Source organism: Kitasatospora sp. NPDC058162, from assembly GCF_042884005.1.
Classification (GTDB): Bacteria; Actinomycetota; Actinomycetes; order Streptomycetales; family Streptomycetaceae; genus Kitasatospora.
The window spans coordinates 70,359-87,125 of the sequence record NZ_JBHVUS010000011.1 but is presented as its reverse complement, the minus strand read 5'-3'; the positions used below and the strand labels follow the sequence as shown (position 1 = coordinate 87,125).

General features: G+C 74.7%; 1 protein-coding gene. It reads left to right on the top strand.

Annotation, left to right across the window (positions count from 1 at the left end; all coding sequences use genetic code 11):
• The first annotated feature begins 32 nt into the window (after nt 1-32).
• Entirely contained in the window at nt 33-16,745 is a 16,713-nt protein-coding gene (locus ACFVXG_RS22045; RefSeq protein ID WP_387929892.1) for a type I polyketide synthase, read from the top strand.
• Nucleotides 16,746-16,767 lie beyond the last annotated feature (22 nt).

The window sequence follows — 16,767 nt, the reverse complement described above, 5'->3', positions numbered from 1 at the left end:
GCTAATTGACGGCATTTTGGTAAGGGGTCACTGTGGATAACCAAGAGAAACTTTTCGACTACCTCAAGAAGACCGCGGCCGAGCTCCAGGAGACGCGCAAGCGCCTGCACAAGCTGGAGGCCGGAGAGTACGAGCCGCTGGCGATCGTGGGCATGGCGTGCCGCTACCCGGGCAACGTCGAGAGCCCGGAGGACCTGTGGGAGCTGCTGGCGTCCGGCGGTGACGCGGTCGGCGAATTCCCCACCGACCGCGGCTGGGACCTGGAGAGCATCTACGACCCGGACCCGGACAAGTCCGGCCGCTCGTACACCAATTCCGGGGCGTTCGTGAAGGACGCGAGCGGATTCGACGCCGCGTTCTTCGGAATCAGCCCGCGCGAAGCCGTCGCCATGGACCCGCAGCAGCGGCTCCTCCTCGAAGTCGCCTGGGAGGCCCTGGAGCGGGCCGGAATCGACGCGGGGACCCTCAAGGGCAGCAAGACCGGTGTCTTCGTCGGTGGTTTCACCTCGAACTACCTGGTGAACCTGGAGCTGGCGGAGGGGGGCACGGCCGGGCTGGAAGGTCACATGATGACCGGCAACCTGACCGCCGTGCTCTCGGGCCGGGTGTCGTACGTCATGGGCCTGGAGGGCCCCGCCGTCACCGTCGACACCGCGTGCTCGTCCTCCCTGGTGGCGCTGCACCTCGCCTGCCAGGCGATCCGCGCCGGGGAGTGCTCGATGGCACTCGCCGGTGGTGTGACCGTCCTCGCCCAGCCGGGCATGTTCGTCGAGTTCTCCCGGCAGCAGGGCCTGTCGGTGGACGGCCGCTGCCGGGCCTTCTCCGACGACGCCAACGGGACCGGCTGGGCCGAGGGCACCGGCATGATCGTCGTCGAGAAGCTCTCCGACGCGCGCCGCCACGGCCACAAGGTGCTCGCGGTGATCCGCGGTTCGGCGATCAACCAGGACGGTGCGTCCAACGGTCTGACCGCGCCCAACGGCCCCTCCCAGCAGCGCGTCATCCGCGCCGCGCTGGAGAACTCCCGGCTGTCGGCCGCCGACATCGACGCGGTGGAGGCGCACGGCACCGGCACCAAGCTGGGCGACCCGATCGAGGCCCAGGCGCTGCTCGCGACCTACGGCCAGGAGCGGGCCGGCGACCAGCCGCTGTGGCTGGGCTCGGTGAAGTCCAACCTCGGGCACACCCAGGCCGCCTCCGGTGTGGCCGGTGTGATCAAGATGGTGATGGCGCTGCGCAACGGCCAGCTGCCGAAGACCCTGCACGTGCACGAGCCCACGCCGCACGTCGACTGGGACGCGGGCGAGGTGGAGCTGCTGACCGAGCCGGTCTCCTGGCCGGCCGGTGAGCGGGTGCGCCGCGCGGGCGTGTCCTCGTTCGGCGGCAGCGGCACCAACGCCCACCTCATCCTGGAGGAGGCGCCCGCCGAGGAGGCCGCGGCCGAGCCGGCCGAGGAGACCGCTCCGCCGGTGGTGGCGGGTGCCGGCGCGTGGCTGGTGTCGGGGCGGTCGGCGGACGGACTGGCCGCTCAGGCCGGTCAGTTGCGCGACTGGGTCGCGGCCCGGCCGGAGGCCGGTGAACAGGACGTGGCGTGGTCGCTGGCGACCCACCGCGCCACCTTCGAGCACCGGGCCGTCGTGGTGGGCGGCGACCGGGCCGAGCTGGTGGCCGGTCTGGAGAGCCTGGCCGACGGCCTGCCCAGCGGCTCCCTCGTCTCGGGTGTGGCCCGGGCCGATGTGCGCCCGGTGTTCGTCTTCCCGGGGCAGGGTTCGCAGTGGGTCGGCATGGGCCGTGAACTCGCCGCGGTGAGCCCGGTGTTCGCCGCCCGCCTGGCCGAGTGTGAGGCGGCGCTGGCGCCGTACGTGGACTGGAAGCTCGCCGAGGTGCTGGCGGGTGCCGAGGGTGCGCCGGAGTTGAAGGCCGCCGATGTGGTGCAGCCGGCGCTGTGGGCGGTGATGGTCTCGCTGGCTGCCGTGTGGGAGGCCGCCGGGGTGGTTCCCGAGGCGGTGGCCGGGCATTCGCAGGGCGAGATCGCGGCGGCGACCGTCGCCGGGATGCTCAGCATCGAGGACGGTGCCCGGGTGGTGGCGCTGCGCTCGCAGTCGCTGAAGGTCCTGGCGGGTCTGGGCGGGATGCTCTCGGTGAGCAGCCCGGCCGCCGTGGTGGAGGAGCGGATCGCGCGCTTCGGCGACCGCCTGTCGCTGGCCGCCGTCAACGGCCCGTCCGCTGTGGTGGTTTCGGGTGATCCGGAGGGTCTGGAGGAGCTGAAGGCGGAGTTCGAGGCCGAGGGCGTCCGTGCCCGGTTGGTCGCGGTGGACTACGCCTCGCACTCCGCGCAGGTCGAGCGCCTGGAGGAGGAGATCCGCTCCGTCCTGGCGAGCGTGGCACCGCGTCAGGGCCGTATCCCGATGCTCTCCGCGATGACCGGCGAGACGCTGACCGGTGAGGAGTTGGACGCGGCGTACTGGTACGCCAGCCTGCGGGCGACCGTCCACTTCGACCGCGCGGTGCGGACCTTGGCCGCCCAGGGCCACCGGGTGTTCCTCGAGGTCTCCCCGCACCCCGTCCTGCTGGGCGCGGTCACGGAGTCGCTGGAGGAGGCCACCCGCGCCGCCGGCCCCGGGGCCGTCCCCGCCGCCGTCTGCGGCACCCTGCGCCGCGACGACGGCGGCGCGACCCGCCTGGTCACCTCGCTCGCCGAGGCCTTCGTCAACGGCGCCCCCGTCGACTGGAAGACCGTCCTGCCCGCCGCCGGGCAGGTGGACCTGCCGACCTACGCCTTCCAGCACGAGCGGTTCTGGCCGAAGGGGACGCTCGGCGAGCTGCGCTCGTCCCGCCCGGGCGGCGGCGACCCGATGTCGCTGGGCCTGGGCGCGGTCGGCCACCCGCTGCTCGGCGCGGCGATCGAACTGGCCGGCGGCGCCGGCCTGGTGTGCATGGGCCGGCTGTCGCTGCGCACCCATGCGTGGCTCGCCGACCACGCGGTCGGCGGGGTCGTCCTGCTGCCCGGAACCGGCTTCGTCGAGCTGGCGGTGCGGGCCGGCGACCAGGTGGGCTGCGGCCTGCTGGAGGAACTGACCCTGCACGCACCGCTGGTGCTGCCCGCCGACAAGAGCGGGGTCCAGCTCCAGGTCGTCGTGGCCGCGCCCGACGCGGAGGGCCGTCGCCGGGTCGAGGTGTTCTCCCGCCCCGAGGAGGCGGGCGCGCAGCAGGCGTGGGACCTGCACGCGAGCGGCGTCGTCGCCCCCGTCCTGACGACCGGGAAGGCCGACGAGGACCTGGTGGCCTGGCCGCCGCAGGGCGCCGAGCCGGTGGACGTCACCGACCTGTACCCGGTGCACCTCGCCGAGGTCTACGGCCCCGCGTTCCACGGCCTGCGGGCCGCCTGGCGCCGCGGTGAGGACGTGTTCGCCGAGGTGGCGCTGCCGGAGCCGGTGGCGCAGGAGGCGGGCGCGTTCGGTCTGCACCCGGCGCTGCTCGACGCGGCCCTGCACGCCTCGGTCCTGGCCGCGCCGGTCGTCGAGGCCGAGCCGGGCCAGGTGCCGATGCCGTTCGCGTGGACCGGCGTCGAGCTGCACGCCGGCGGTGCCTCCGTCCTGCGGGTACGGCTGCGCCAGGACGCCCAGGGCGGCCTGTCGCTGACCGCCGCAGACGCCACCGGCGCCCCGGTGGTGACCGTCGGCTCGCTGGTGAAGCGACTGGTCTCGATGGACCAACTGCGAGCCTCCCAGAACGAGTTGAACGACTCCCTGTTCGTCCAGGACTGGACCCGGGTGGTTCCGTCCGACCTTCCGGCCGGCAGCTGGGCGCTGCTCGGCGCCGACCGCTTCGGCCTGGTCGACGGGCTGGGCGCGGCGGGCGTGGAGGTGCGCTCCTTCACCGGCACCGCCGAGCTGGCCGCCGCCGTCGAGGCGGGCGAGGACGGCCCGGGCACGGTGCTGGTGTGCGCCGACGCCCTGCTCGGGGTGGACCACGACGCGAGCATCGACGGCGACGCGGGCCCCGACCTCCCGGAGACGGTCCGGCGGGCCGGCGCCGAGGCGCTGCGGCTGGTGCGGGAGTGGCTGGACGAGCCGTGCCTGGACGGCGCGCGGCTGGTGGTCGTCACCCGCGGCGCCGTGGAGGCGCTCGGCGAGGCGGCGACGGACCTGGCCGCGGCCTCCGTCCGGGGCCTGCTGCGCTCGGCGCAGGCGGAGAACCCGGACCGGCTGCTCCTGGTCGACCTGTCCGCCGTCGACGCCAGGCAGCAGATCGCCCTGCTGCCCACCGTGGTCGCCGCCGACGAGCCCGAGCTGGCGCTGCGCGGACAGGACGCCTACGGCCGTCGGCTGACCCGCCCCTCCGGCGAACTGGTGCCGGTGCTCTGGCCGAGCGAGCCGACCGCCGATCCGGCGGCCCGTTCGCTGCTGGTGACGGGCGGGACCGGAACCCTGGGCGCGCTGGTGGCCCGCCACCTGGCCGCGACCGGACGGGCCGGCGGCGTGGTGCTGACCAGCCGCTCGGGCCCGGGAGCCGCCGGGGTGGCCGCCATCGCGGCCGAGCTGGCGGAACTGGGCGTCTGGGTCCGGATCGTCGCCTGCGACGCGGCCGACCGGGACGCGCTGGCCGCGGTGCTGGCGGCCGTCCCGGCCGACTGCCCGCTGGGCTCCGTCGTCCACTCCGCGGGCGTCGTCGACGACGGCGTGATCGCGTCGCTGACGCCGGAGCGGCTGGCCGCGGTCATGCGGCCGAAGGTCGACGCGGCGTGGCACCTGCACGAACTCACCCGGGACCTGGACCTGGAGCACTTCGTCCTGTTCTCGTCCGCGGCCTCGACCTTCGGCGCGGCCGGCCAGGGCAGCTACGTCTGCGCCAACTCCTTCCTGGACGCGCTGGCGGGCTACCGCCGGGCCGCGGGCCTCGCGGGCATGTCGCTGCAACTCGGCCCCTGGATGCACGAATCCGGCATCGGCCGCAACCTCGACCGGACCTCCCTCTCGCGCATCGACCGGGGCTTCGTCCCGCTCGGAGCCGAGGACGGCCTGGTCGTCCTGGACGTCGCGCTGGGCCGGGACGAGGCGGTGCTGATGCCCGCTCGCCTCGACGTGGCCGCGCTGCGGGCGCAGGCCTCGGGCAGCGCGGACGTCCCGCCGCTGTGGCGGACCCTGGCCGGCGTGTCCGTCCGGCGTGCCACCGCCTCGGCCGCGGCCCCCGGCGCGGGCGCCGACGCGGCCGACGCGCTGCGCCGACGGCTCGCGGCGGTCTCCGGCGCGGAGCGCGACCGGGTGCTGCTGGACCTCGTCCTCGCCCACGTCGCCGCCACCCTGGGGCACGCCTCGGCCGACGCGATCGACGCCGGCCGGCCGTTCACCGACGTCGGCTTCGACTCGCTGACCGCCGTCGAACTGCGCAACCGCCTGAACGCCGAGACCGGCCTGCGGCTGCCCGCGACGCTGGTCTTCGACTACCCCACGCCGGCCGCCCTGGCCGCGCTGCTGCGCGGGGAGCTGGCGGGCGACCTGCCCGCCGTCGCCGCCTCCGCGGCGCCCGTGCCCGCCGTGATCGCCGCCGACGAGCCGATCGCGATCGTCGGCATGGCCTGCCGCTTCCCGGGCGGCGCGGTCACCCCCGAGGGGCTGTGGCAGATGCTGGCCTCCGGCTCGGACGCGATCGGCCCGTTCCCGCGGGACCGCGGCTGGGACCTCGAAAGCCTCTACCCGGACTCCGACCCGGAAGGCTCGGAGTACACCCAGGCCGGCGGGTTCGTGCAGGACGCCAGCGCGTTCGACGCCGGCTTCTTCGGGATCAGCCCGCGTGAGGCGCTGGCGATGGACCCGCAGCAGCGCCTGCTGCTGGAGACCTCCTGGGAGGCCTTCGAGCGGGCCGGGATCGACCCCGCGTCGCTGCGGGGCAGCCAGACCGGCGCCTTCATCGGCGGCTACAGCTCCCGGTACGCGACCGACGTGCCGCTGGAGGGCACCGAGGTCGTCGAGGGGCACCTGGTGACCGGGAACGCGACCAGCGTGCTCTCGGGCCGGCTGTCCTACACCTTCGGCCTGGAGGGGCCGGCGGTGACGGTGGACACCGCCTGCTCGTCCTCGCTGGTCGCCCTGCACCTGGCCGCCCAGGCCCTGCGGGCCGGCGAGTGCTCGCTCGCCCTCGCCGGCGGTGCCACCGTCACCGCCACCCCGGGCGTGTTCGTGGCCTTCGCCAAGGCGGGCGGCATCTCGCTGGACGGGCACTGCAAGTCCTTCGCCGCGGCGGCGGACGGCTCCGGCTTCGCAGAGGGCGCGGGCATGCTCGTGGTCGAGCGGCTGCCGGACGCCCGGCGCAACGGGCACCAGGTGCTCGCGGTGATCCGGGGCAGTGCGATCAACCAGGACGGTGCGTCCAACGGTCTGACGGCGCCCAACGGCCCCTCCCAGCAGCGCGTCATCCGCGCGGCGCTGGCCAACGCCGGGGTCCGCGCCGACGAGGTCGACGTGGTGGAGGCGCACGGTTCGGCGACCACGCTCGGCGACCCGATCGAGGCCCAGGCCCTGATCGCCACCTACGGCCAGGAGCGGTCGGAGGGCCGGCCGCTGTGGCTGGGTTCGGTGAAGTCGAACATCGGGCACACCCAGGCCGCGGCCGGTGTGGCCGGTGTGATGAAGATGGTGCTGGCGCTGCGCAACGAGCAGCTGCCGCAGACACTGCACGTGGACGAGCCGACCCCCCACGTGGACTGGTCGGCCGGCGAGGTACGGCTGCTGACCGAGCCGGTGGCGTGGCCCACCGGGGAGCACGTACGCCGGGCCGGTGTCTCCGGCTTCGGCATGAGCGGCACCAATGTGCACCTCATCCTGGAGGAGGCCCCGGTCGCGGACGCCGAACCGGCGGACACCGAGGTCGAGGCGGCTCCGGCCGCTCCCGCGGTGGTCGAGGGCGGGCCTGCGGCGTGGCTGGTGTCCGGCCGTACGGCGGAGGCGCTGGCGGGGCAGGCGGAGCGGCTGGCCGGATGGGTGTCGGCGCGTCCGGAGCTGGTGCCGGGCGAGGTGGCGTGGTCGTTGGCGGCGACGCGTTCGGTGTTCGAGCACCGGGCGGTCGTGGTCGGCGCCGAGCCCGGCGAGCTGGTGTCCGGGCTGCGGGGGCTGGTCGCGGGTTCGCGGTCCGCTTCGGTGGTGTCCGGGGTTGCGCGTTCGGGTGGTCGGACGGCGTTCGTGTTCGCGGGTCAGGGTGCGCAGTGGGTCGGGATGGGCCGGGAGGCTGCGCTCTCGAGTCCGGTGTTCGCGGCGCGGTTGGCGGAGTGCGAGGCGGCGCTGGCGCCGTTCGTGGACTGGAAGCTCTCCGAGGTTCTGGAGGGGGCGGAGGGTGCTCCGGGGCTGGACACGGCGGATGTCGTGCAGCCGGTGCTGTGGGCGCTGATGGTCTCGCTCGCGGCGGTGTGGGAGGCCGCCGGGGTGACGCCGGACGCTGTCGTCGGCCATTCGCAGGGTGAGATCGCCGCGGCGACGGTGGCCGGGATGCTCAGCATCGAGGACGCGGCCCGGGTGGTGGCTGTCCGGGCGCGGGCTCTGACGGGTCTGTCCGTCGAGGGTTCGATGGTGTCGGTGGTGATGCCGTCGGCGGCGGTGCGGGAGATCGTCGACGGTTTCGGTGAGCGTCTGTCGGTGGCGGCGGTGAACGGCCCGGCGGCGGTGGTGGTGTCGGGTGGGCCGGAGGCGTTGTCGGAGTTCGAGCGTGAGCTGGCTTCGCGCAAGGTGCTGCGGTGGCGGATCCCGGCGACGGACTTCGTCGCGCACTCCCCGGCGGTGGAGCCGCTGGAGGCGGTGCTGGCCGGGGAGTTGGCGGGGATCGAGCCTCGGGCGGGTCGGGTGCCGATGATCTCGACGGTGACGGGTGAGTGGCTCACCGGCACCGAGGTCGACGCGGCGTACTGGTACGCGAACCTGCGGCGGATGGTGCGCTTCGAGGAGGCCGTCCGCACGCTCCTGGGCGGTGGGTACGGGTCGTTCGTCGAGGTGTCGACGCACCCGGTGCTCACTGCCGCGGTCGCGGAGACGGCGGAGGACGCGGGTGTCGCGGACGTACTGACGGTCGGCACCCTGGAGCGGGACAACGCGGGCGCCGCCCGTCTGGTCACCGCGCTGGCGCAGGCCTACGTCGGCGGCCTTCCGGTCGACTGGAAGACCGTCCTGCCGGCCGCCGAGCCGGTGGACCTGCCGACCTACGCCTTCGAACACCAGCGGTACTGGCTGCAGGCCGCCGAGGCACCCGTGCCCCTGCTGGGCGGCGACGGTGCGAGCACCCAGGCGGAGGCCGCGTTCTGGGCCGCCGTCGAGGGCGGCGACCTGGCCCGCATCGCTGACACGCTGGCGATCGAGGACCAGCGGCAACTCAGCGCCGTGCTGCCCGCCCTGGCGTCCTGGCGCCGCCGCGAGCGCGACCGCTCGCTGACCGAGGCCTGGCGCTACCGCATCACCTGGTCGCCGGCGACCGAGCCGGGCGGCCTCGCCCGACTGTCGGGCCGGTGGCTGGTCGTCCTGCCCGCCGGGGAGATCGACGGCGACGTGGCCCAGGGCTGCGTGGCGGCGCTGTCCTCCCGTGGAGCCGACGTCGTCTTCGTCGAGGTCCCGGCCGGCACCGTCGACCGGGCCGGTATCGCCACGCTGATCCAGGCGGCGCAGCAGGGCACCACCGAGGTGTCCGGCGTGCTGTCGCTGCTCGCGACCGACGAGACCCGCCTGCCCGCCCACCCCGTGGTGACCGTGGGTCTGGCCGCGAGCCTGGCCCTGGTGCAGGCCCTCGGCGACGCCGAGGTCCTCGCCCCGCTCTGGATCCTCACCCGCGGTGCCGTCGCCACCTCCCCGAGCGAGGTGCTGACCAGCCCGCTGCAGTCGCAGGTCTGGGGCTTCGGCCGCGTCGTCGGCCTCGAACACCCGGACCGCTGGGGCGGGTTGATCGACCTGCCGGCCGTCCTGGACGAGCGGACCGGCGCGCAGCTGGTGACCGTGCTGGCCGGCTGCGACGAGAACCAGGCCGCGCTGCGGCCGGCCGGGATCGTGGGCCGCAGGCTGACCCACGCCCCCCAGCCGTCGGTGACCGGGACCTGGGAGCCGACGAACGGAACCGCGCTGATCACCGGTGGTACCGGTGCGCTCGCCGGGTACGTCGCCCGCTGGCTCGCCGGACGCGGCATCGAGCGACTGGTGCTGACCAGCCGTTCCGGTGCCGGTGCCGCCGGCGTCGCGGCCCAGGCGGCCGAACTCGCCACCCGGGGCACCGGCGTGGAGGTGGTGGCCTGTGACGCGGCCGACCGGTCGCACCTGGCCGGGCTGCTGGAGCGGATCGCCGCGACCGGCCCCGCGCTGGGCACGGTGGTGCACACCGCGGCGGTGCTCGACGACGGCGTGATCGACGGCCTCTCGCCGGCCCGCCTGGAGTCGGCGCTCGCGGCCAAGGCCGCCGGCGCGGCCCACCTGGACGAGCTGACCGCGGACCTGGACCTGGACGCCTTCGTCCTGTTCTCCTCCGTGGTGGCCACCACCGGCGGCCCCGGCCAGGCCAACTACGGTGCGGCCAACGCCTACCTGGACGCCGTGGCCGAGAACCGGCGCAGCCGCGGCCTGGCCGCGCTCGCCGTGGCCTGGGGCCCGTGGGCGGCCGGTGTCGCGCAGGGCTCCGAGGCGGCGCGCCAGCGGCTGGCCCGCAACCAGTGGGAAGGCGTGATGGACCCGGAGCTCGCGGTCCGCGCGCTGGGCGAGGCGCTGGACGGCCGCGACACCGTGCTGACGGTGACGAACATCGACTGGTCCGTCATCCTCGCGGCGCCGCAGTCGGCGGCGAGCCTGCTGGAGGTCCCCCTGATGCGGGACCTGCCGGAGGTCACCCGGCTGGGCGCGATGCTCGCCGAGGTCCCGGCGGCACCCGTCGAGCAGGACCTGGCGGCCCGCCTGGCCGGCCTGGGCCGGGCCGAGCAGCGCCGGGCGCTGACCGAGCTCGTCCAGGCCAAGGCCGCGCACGTGCTCGGCCACGCCTCGTCCGACACGGTCGGGGTCAACCGCGCCTTCAGCGAACTCGGCTTCGACTCGCTGACCGCGGTGGAACTGCGCAACGACCTCAGCTCCGCCACGGACCTGCGGCTGCCCGCGACCCTGCTGTTCGACTACCCCACCACGGCGGCGCTGGCCGACTACCTGGAGGCGGAGCTGCTGGGGGCGGTGCCGGACGGCGCCGACGCGCCGGCGGCCGTGCCCGCCGTGATCGCCGCCGACGAGCCGATCGCGATCGTCGGCATGGCCTGCCGCTACCCCGGCGGCGTGGTCGACCCCGACGGGCTGTGGGCCCTGCTGGCCTCCGGCGGGGACGGGATCTCCGGCTTCCCGGAGGACCGCGGCTGGGACCTGGAGGCCCTCGGCAACGCCTCGTACGTCCAGGCCGGCGGGTTCGTGCAGGACATGAGCGGCTTCGATGCCGGGTTCTTCGGGATCAGCCCGCGTGAGGCGCTGGCGATGGACCCGCAGCAGCGCCTGCTGCTGGAGCTGTCCTGGGAGGCCGTGGAGCGGGTCGGCATCGACCCGGAGTCGCTGCGCGGCAGCGCGACCGGCGTCTTCGTCGGCGGGTACACCTCCGGCTACGGCTACGGCGCGGACATCGAGGGCATGGCCCACCTGATCACCGGCAACGCGACGAGCGTGCTGTCCGGCCGGGTGTCCTACGCGCTGGGCCTGGAGGGCCCGGCCGTGACGGTCGACACGGCCTGCTCGTCGTCCCTGGTGGCGATGCACATGGCCGCCCAGGCGCTGCGCTCGGGCGAGTGCTCGATGGCGCTGGCCGGCGGTGTCACCATCCTGGTGAGCCCCGAGGGCTTCGTCGGCTTCAGCGAGCAGAGCGGCCTCGCCGCGGACGGGCGCTGCAAGGCGTTCTCCGCCCAGGCGGACGGCATGGGCTTCGCCGAGGGCGCGGGCGTCCTCGTGGTCGAGCGGCTGTCGGACGCGCGGCGCAACGGGCACCAGGTGCTCGCGGTGCTGCGGGGCAGCGCGACCAACCAGGACGGTGCGTCCAACGGTCTGACGGCGCCCAACGGTCCCTCGCAGCAGCGCGTCATCCGCGCCGCGCTCGCCAACGCCGGGCTGACGACCGCCGACATCGACGTGGTCGAGGCGCACGGCACCGGTACCAAGCTGGGCGACCCGATCGAGGCGCAGGCGCTGCTGGCGACCTACGGCCAGGAGCGCGGCGACAGCGGTCCGTTGCGCCTCGGGTCGGTGAAGTCGAACATCGGGCACACCCAGGCAGCCGCCGGTGTGGCCGGTGTGATCAAGATGGTGATGGCGCTGCAGCACGAGCAGCTGCCGAGGACCCTGCACGCCGACGAGCGGTCGCCGCACGTGGACTGGTCGGCCGGTGCGGTGGAGCTGCTGACGGAGTCGGCGGCGTGGCCGGCCAACGGCCGGGTGCGCCGAGCCGGCGTGTCCTCGTTCGGCCTGAGCGGCACCAACGCGCACGTCATCCTGGAGGAGGCCCCCGCGGTCGCCGAGCCGACCGGGTCCGGTGACTCCGGCGAGTTCGGCGAGTTCGGGGCCGACGGCCGGGCCGACGTGGCCAAGGTCGTCGAGCCTGGCGAGGCCGCGGCCTGGCTGGTCTCCGGCCGGTCGGCCGAGGGGCTGGCCGGGCAGGCGGAGCGGCTGTACGACTGGGTGTCCGCGCGGCCGGAGTCGGAGCCGGCGGAGGTGGCGTGGTCGCTGGCGACGACGCGTTCGGTGTTCGAGCACCGGGCGGTCGTGGTCGGTGGCGGGCGGGCCGAGCTGGTGTCCGGGCTGCAGAGTCTGGCGGCCGGTGTGCCGTCGGGTGCGGTGGTGTCGGGTGTGGCGCGGCCGGGTGCGCGGACGGTGTTCGCGTTCGCTGGGCAGGGTTCGCAGTGGGTCGGTATGGGTCGCGAACTCGCCGCTTGCAGCGACGTGTTCGCCGCCCGTCTGGCCGAGTGTGCGCGGGCGCTGGCGCCGTATGTGGACTGGTCGCTGGACGAGGTGCTGGCCGGTTCCGAGGGCGCGCCGGAGCTTCTGGCCGCGGATGTGGTGCAGCCGGCGCTGTGGGCCGTGATGGTCTCGCTGGCGGCGGTCTGGGAGGCCGCCGGTGTCGAGCCTGCCGCTGTGGTGGGTCACTCGCAGGGCGAGATCGCCGCTGCGACCGTCGCTGGGATGCTCAGCGTCGAGGACGGTGCCCGGGTGGTGGCGCTGCGCTCGCAGTCGCTGAAGGTCCTGGCGGGTCTGGGCGGGATGCTCTCGGTGAGCAGCCCGGCCGCTGTGGTGGAGGAGCGGATCGCGCGCTTCGGTGACCGGCTGTCGCTGGCGGCGGTCAACGGGCCGTCGGCGGTGGTGGTTTCGGGTGATCCGGAGGGTCTGGAGGAGCTGAAGGCGGAGTTCGAGGCCGAGGGCGTCCGCGCCCGGATGGTCGCGGTGGACTACGCCTCCCACTCCGCGCAGGTGGACCGTCTGGAGGAGGAGATCCTCTCCGTCCTGGCGGGTGTGACGCCGCGTCGTGGACGGGTGCCGATGGTCTCCGCCATGACCGGCGGGACGCTGACGGGTGAGGAGTTGGACGCGGCGTACTGGTACGCGAGCCTGCGGGCGACCGTCCACTTCGACCGTGCGGTGCGGACGTTGGCCGCTCAGGGTCACCAGGTGTTCGTGGAGGTCACTCCGCACCCGGTGCTGATGGGTGCGATGAACGACACCCTCGAAGAGGTCGCGCTGGACTCGGCGTCGATACCGGCCGCCGTCTGCGGCACCCTGCGCCGCGACGACGGCGGTGCGAGCCGCCTGCTCACCTCGCTGGCCGAGGCCTTCGTCAACGGCGCGCCCGTCGACTGGACGGCTGTTCTGCCGTCCGCCGAGTCGGTCGAGCTGCCGACGTACGCCTTCCAGCACGAGCGTTACTGGCCGCGTGCGGCTGCGCCGTCGCTGGGCGGGGACGCGGTGTCCCTGGGCCTGGGGGCGGTGGGTCACCCGCTGCTGGGTGCGGCTGTTGAACTGGCCGGTGGCGCGGGGCTGGTGTGCACCGGGCGGCTGTCGGTGCGTACCCACCCGTGGCTGGCGGATCACGCGGTCGGCGGGGCGGTGCTGCTGCCCGGTACCGGGTTCGTGGAGATGGTGGTGCGGGCCGGTGACCAGGTGGGCTGCGGTCTGCTGGAGGAGCTGACGCTCCAGGCGCCGCTGGTCCTGCCCGCCGACGGTTCGGGTGTTCAGGTCCAGGTCGTCGTCGCCGACGCCGATGAGGATGGACGGCGGACGGTCGAGGTGTTCTCCCGCCCGGATGCTGCCGAGGCGCAGCAGGGCTGGGTGCAGCACGCGAGTGGTGTGGTGGCCCCGGCCGAGGGTGGCGCCGTCGCGGAGGAGGACTTCGCGGTCTGGCCTCCGCGTGACGCCACGGTCGTGGACGTCACCGGCGTGTACGAGGCCGGCGCGGGCGCGTCGTACGGCTACGGTCCCGCCTTCCAGGGGCTGCGGGCGGTGTGGCGCCGCGGCGAGGATCTCTTCGCCGAGGTGGCGCTGCCCGAGGATGTCGCCGCGGACGCGGGCTCGTTCGGCCTGCACCCGGCGCTGCTGGACGGGGTGCTGCACGCCAGTGCCCTGGTCACCGGTGCCGAGGACGGCGAGCCGGGCAAGGTGCGCCTGCCCTTCGCCTGGACGGGTGTGGAACTCCACGCGAGCGGTGCTTCTGTTCTTCGGGCCCGGCTGCGCCGGGACGTCCAGGGCAGTCTGACGATCGCCGCGGCGGATGCCACGGGAGCCCCGGTGGTGTCGGTCGCCTCGCTGATCACCCGCGCGGTGGCAGCGGACCAACTCCGCTCCAGGGATGCGGCGATGGACTCCCTGTTCACCGTGGAGTGGGCCCCGATCGCCGGTGCCGAGGCCCCGTCCGGGGACTGGGCGCTGATCGGTGCCGACCGGTTCGGCCTGACCGAGGCGCTGAACGCCTCCGGTGTGCCGGTGCGGTCCTTCGCCGACCTGGCCGAGGTGGCCGCTGCCGCTGAAGCGGGGGAGATCGAGCCTGCTCTGGTCCTAGCCTGTGCCGGTGACCAGGAGGGTGGTGGCGACCCGGCCGAGGGTGCCCGCCGGGCTGCCGGTGAGGCGCTCGGCCTGGCGCAGGACTGGCTGGCCCAGGAGCGCCTGGAGGATGCCCGCCTGGTGGTCGTCACCCGTGGCGGTGTGGCTGCCGCGGCCGGTGAGCGGATCGCCGATCTGCCCGCTGCCGCCGTCTGGGGTCTGCTGCGTTCGGCGCAGTCGGAGAACCCCGGCCGACTGGTCCTCGTCGACCTGCCCGCCACCGGCGGCCAGGCCACGACCGACCAGGCCGCAGCTGTCCTGCCGACGGCCCTCGCCACCGGCGAGCCGGAACTGGCCGTTCGCGGCAACGCGGCCCACGCCCGGCGGCTGGCCCGTCCGGCGGGTGAGCTGGCGGTGCCCGAGGGTGGTCTGTGGCGACTGGAGCCGGATGCCGGCGGTTCGCTGGAGGGCCTGGCCCTCGTGGCGGCGCCGCAGGCCGGTGAGCCGCTGGGTGTCGGGCAGGTCCGGGTGGCGGTCCGTACGGCGGGTCTGAACTTCCGCGATGTGCTGATCGGCCTGGGCATGTACCCGGGCGGCGGTGTGATGGGCAGCGAGATCGCCGGAACGCTCCTCGAAGCGGGCCCCGGCGTCACCGGACTGGCCGTCGGCGACCGCGTGATGGGTGTCGCGGAGGGCGCGTTCGGCCCGGTCGCCGTGACGGACGCGCGCCAGCTGGTGCGGATCCCGGCCGGCTGGACCTACGCCGAGGCGGCCGCCGTCCCGAGCGCGTTCATGACGGCCTGGTACGCCCTGGTCGACCTGGCCGGTGCGAAGCCGGGCCAGCGGGTGCTGGTGCACGCGGGTGCCGGTGGTGTCGGCATGGCCGCGATCCGGATCGCCCGGCACCTGGGCCTGGAGGTGTTCGCCACGGCGAGCCGGGCCAAGTGGCCGGTGCTGGCGGGGCTGGGCCTGGACGAGGCGCACATCGCCTCCTCCCGCGATGCCGGGTTCGAGGCGGCCTTCCTCGCGGCCACGGGCGGTGAGGGCGTCGACATCGTCGTCAACTCCCTGGCGGGCGAGCTGACGGACGCGTCGCTGCGGCTGCTGCCGCGCGGCGGGACCTTCGTCGAGATGGGCCGTACCGACGTGCGCGACGCGGACGTCCTGGCGGCTGAGCACCCGGGGGTCGGCTACCGGCCCTTCAACCTGGGCGAGGCGGGCCCCGAGCGGCTGGGCGCGATGCTCGGCGAGATCGTCGGACTGCTCACCACCGGTGAGCTGACCGGGCTTCCGGTGCGGGCCTGGGACGTGCGGCGGGCGCGCGAGGCGTTCCGCTTCATGCAGCAGGCGCGCCACACCGGCAAGCTGGTCCTCACCGTCCCCGCCGACCTGCACGCACCCCGCAACGACGGCAAGGTCGGCAAGTCGGCGCTGGTGACGGGTGGTACGGGCACCCTGGGCGCCCTGGTGGCCAAGCACCTGGCGGCGACCGGGCGCGCCGACGGGTTGGTGCTGACCGGCCGGTCGGGCCCGGCCGCCCCGGGCGTGGCCGCGCTGGCCGCCGAGCTGGCGCAGCTCGGTGCCTGGGTGCGGATCGCGGCCTGTGACGCCGCCGACCGCGACGCCCTGGCCGACGTCCTGGCGACGGTCCCGGCGGAGGCCCCGCTGACGACCGTCGTCCACACGGCCGGTGTCCTCGACGACGCGACGATCGCCTCGCTGACCCCGGAGCGGCTGGCCGCGGTGATGCGGCCGAAGGCCGACGGCGCGTGGAACCTGCACGAGCTGACCCGAGGCCTGGACCTGGAGCAGTTCGTCCTGTTCTCCTCGGCCGCGGCGACCTTCTCCAGCCCCGGCCAGGGCAACTACGTGGCGGCCAACGCGTTCCTGGACGCGCTGGCGGCCGACCGCCGGGCCGCCGGCCTGCCGGGCACCTCGCTGGCCTGGGGCATGTGGGCCGACGCCAGCGCGCTGACCGGGCGGCTGAGCGAGTCCGAGCGAGCCCGCATCAGCCGCGGCGGTGTCGCGGCGCTGAGCGCGGAGGAAGGCCTGGCCCTGCTCGACCTGGCCTCGGCCCGGGACGAGGCGGTGCTGGTGCCGGCCAAGCTGGACCTGGCCGGGCTGCGGGCGCAGGCCGCCCGCAGCGCGGAGGTCCCGCCGCTGTGGCGGGCCCTGGTCACCGCCGGGGCGGGGCGCCGCAGTGCGGCCTCGGGAGCCGTCGGCGCGGACTCGCTGCGCCAGCAGCTCTCCGGGCTGTCCGAGCAGGAGCGGACGCGCCTGCTGATCGACCTGGTCCGGTCCCACGTGGCAGCGGTGTTGGGGCACAACTCCGCCGAGGCGATCGAGTCCACCCGGGCCTTCACCGACCTGGGCTTCGATTCCCTCACCGCGGTCGAGCTGCGCAACCGCGTCAGCACCGCCACCGGGCTGCGACTGCCGGCCACGCTGGTGTTCGACTACCCCAACCCCACGGAACTGGCCGCGTTCCTGCAGGAGAAGCTGCTGCCGGAGCTGGTTGAACATGGCGGGACGGACGCCGCCGAGGAGAAACTCCGGAAGGCGCTCGCGACCGTGCCGCTGTCCAGGTTCCGTGACGCCGGGCTCATGGAGGCGCTGATGCGGCTCGCCGACGTCCGTGACGACGCCCTGATGGGCGACCAGGGCGAAGACGTCGAGGACATCGACGCGTTGGACGCCGACAGCCTGATCCGGCTGGCCCTTGACGGCGAGGCGGAGTGATGTTGATCAAGCTCGATGCGTG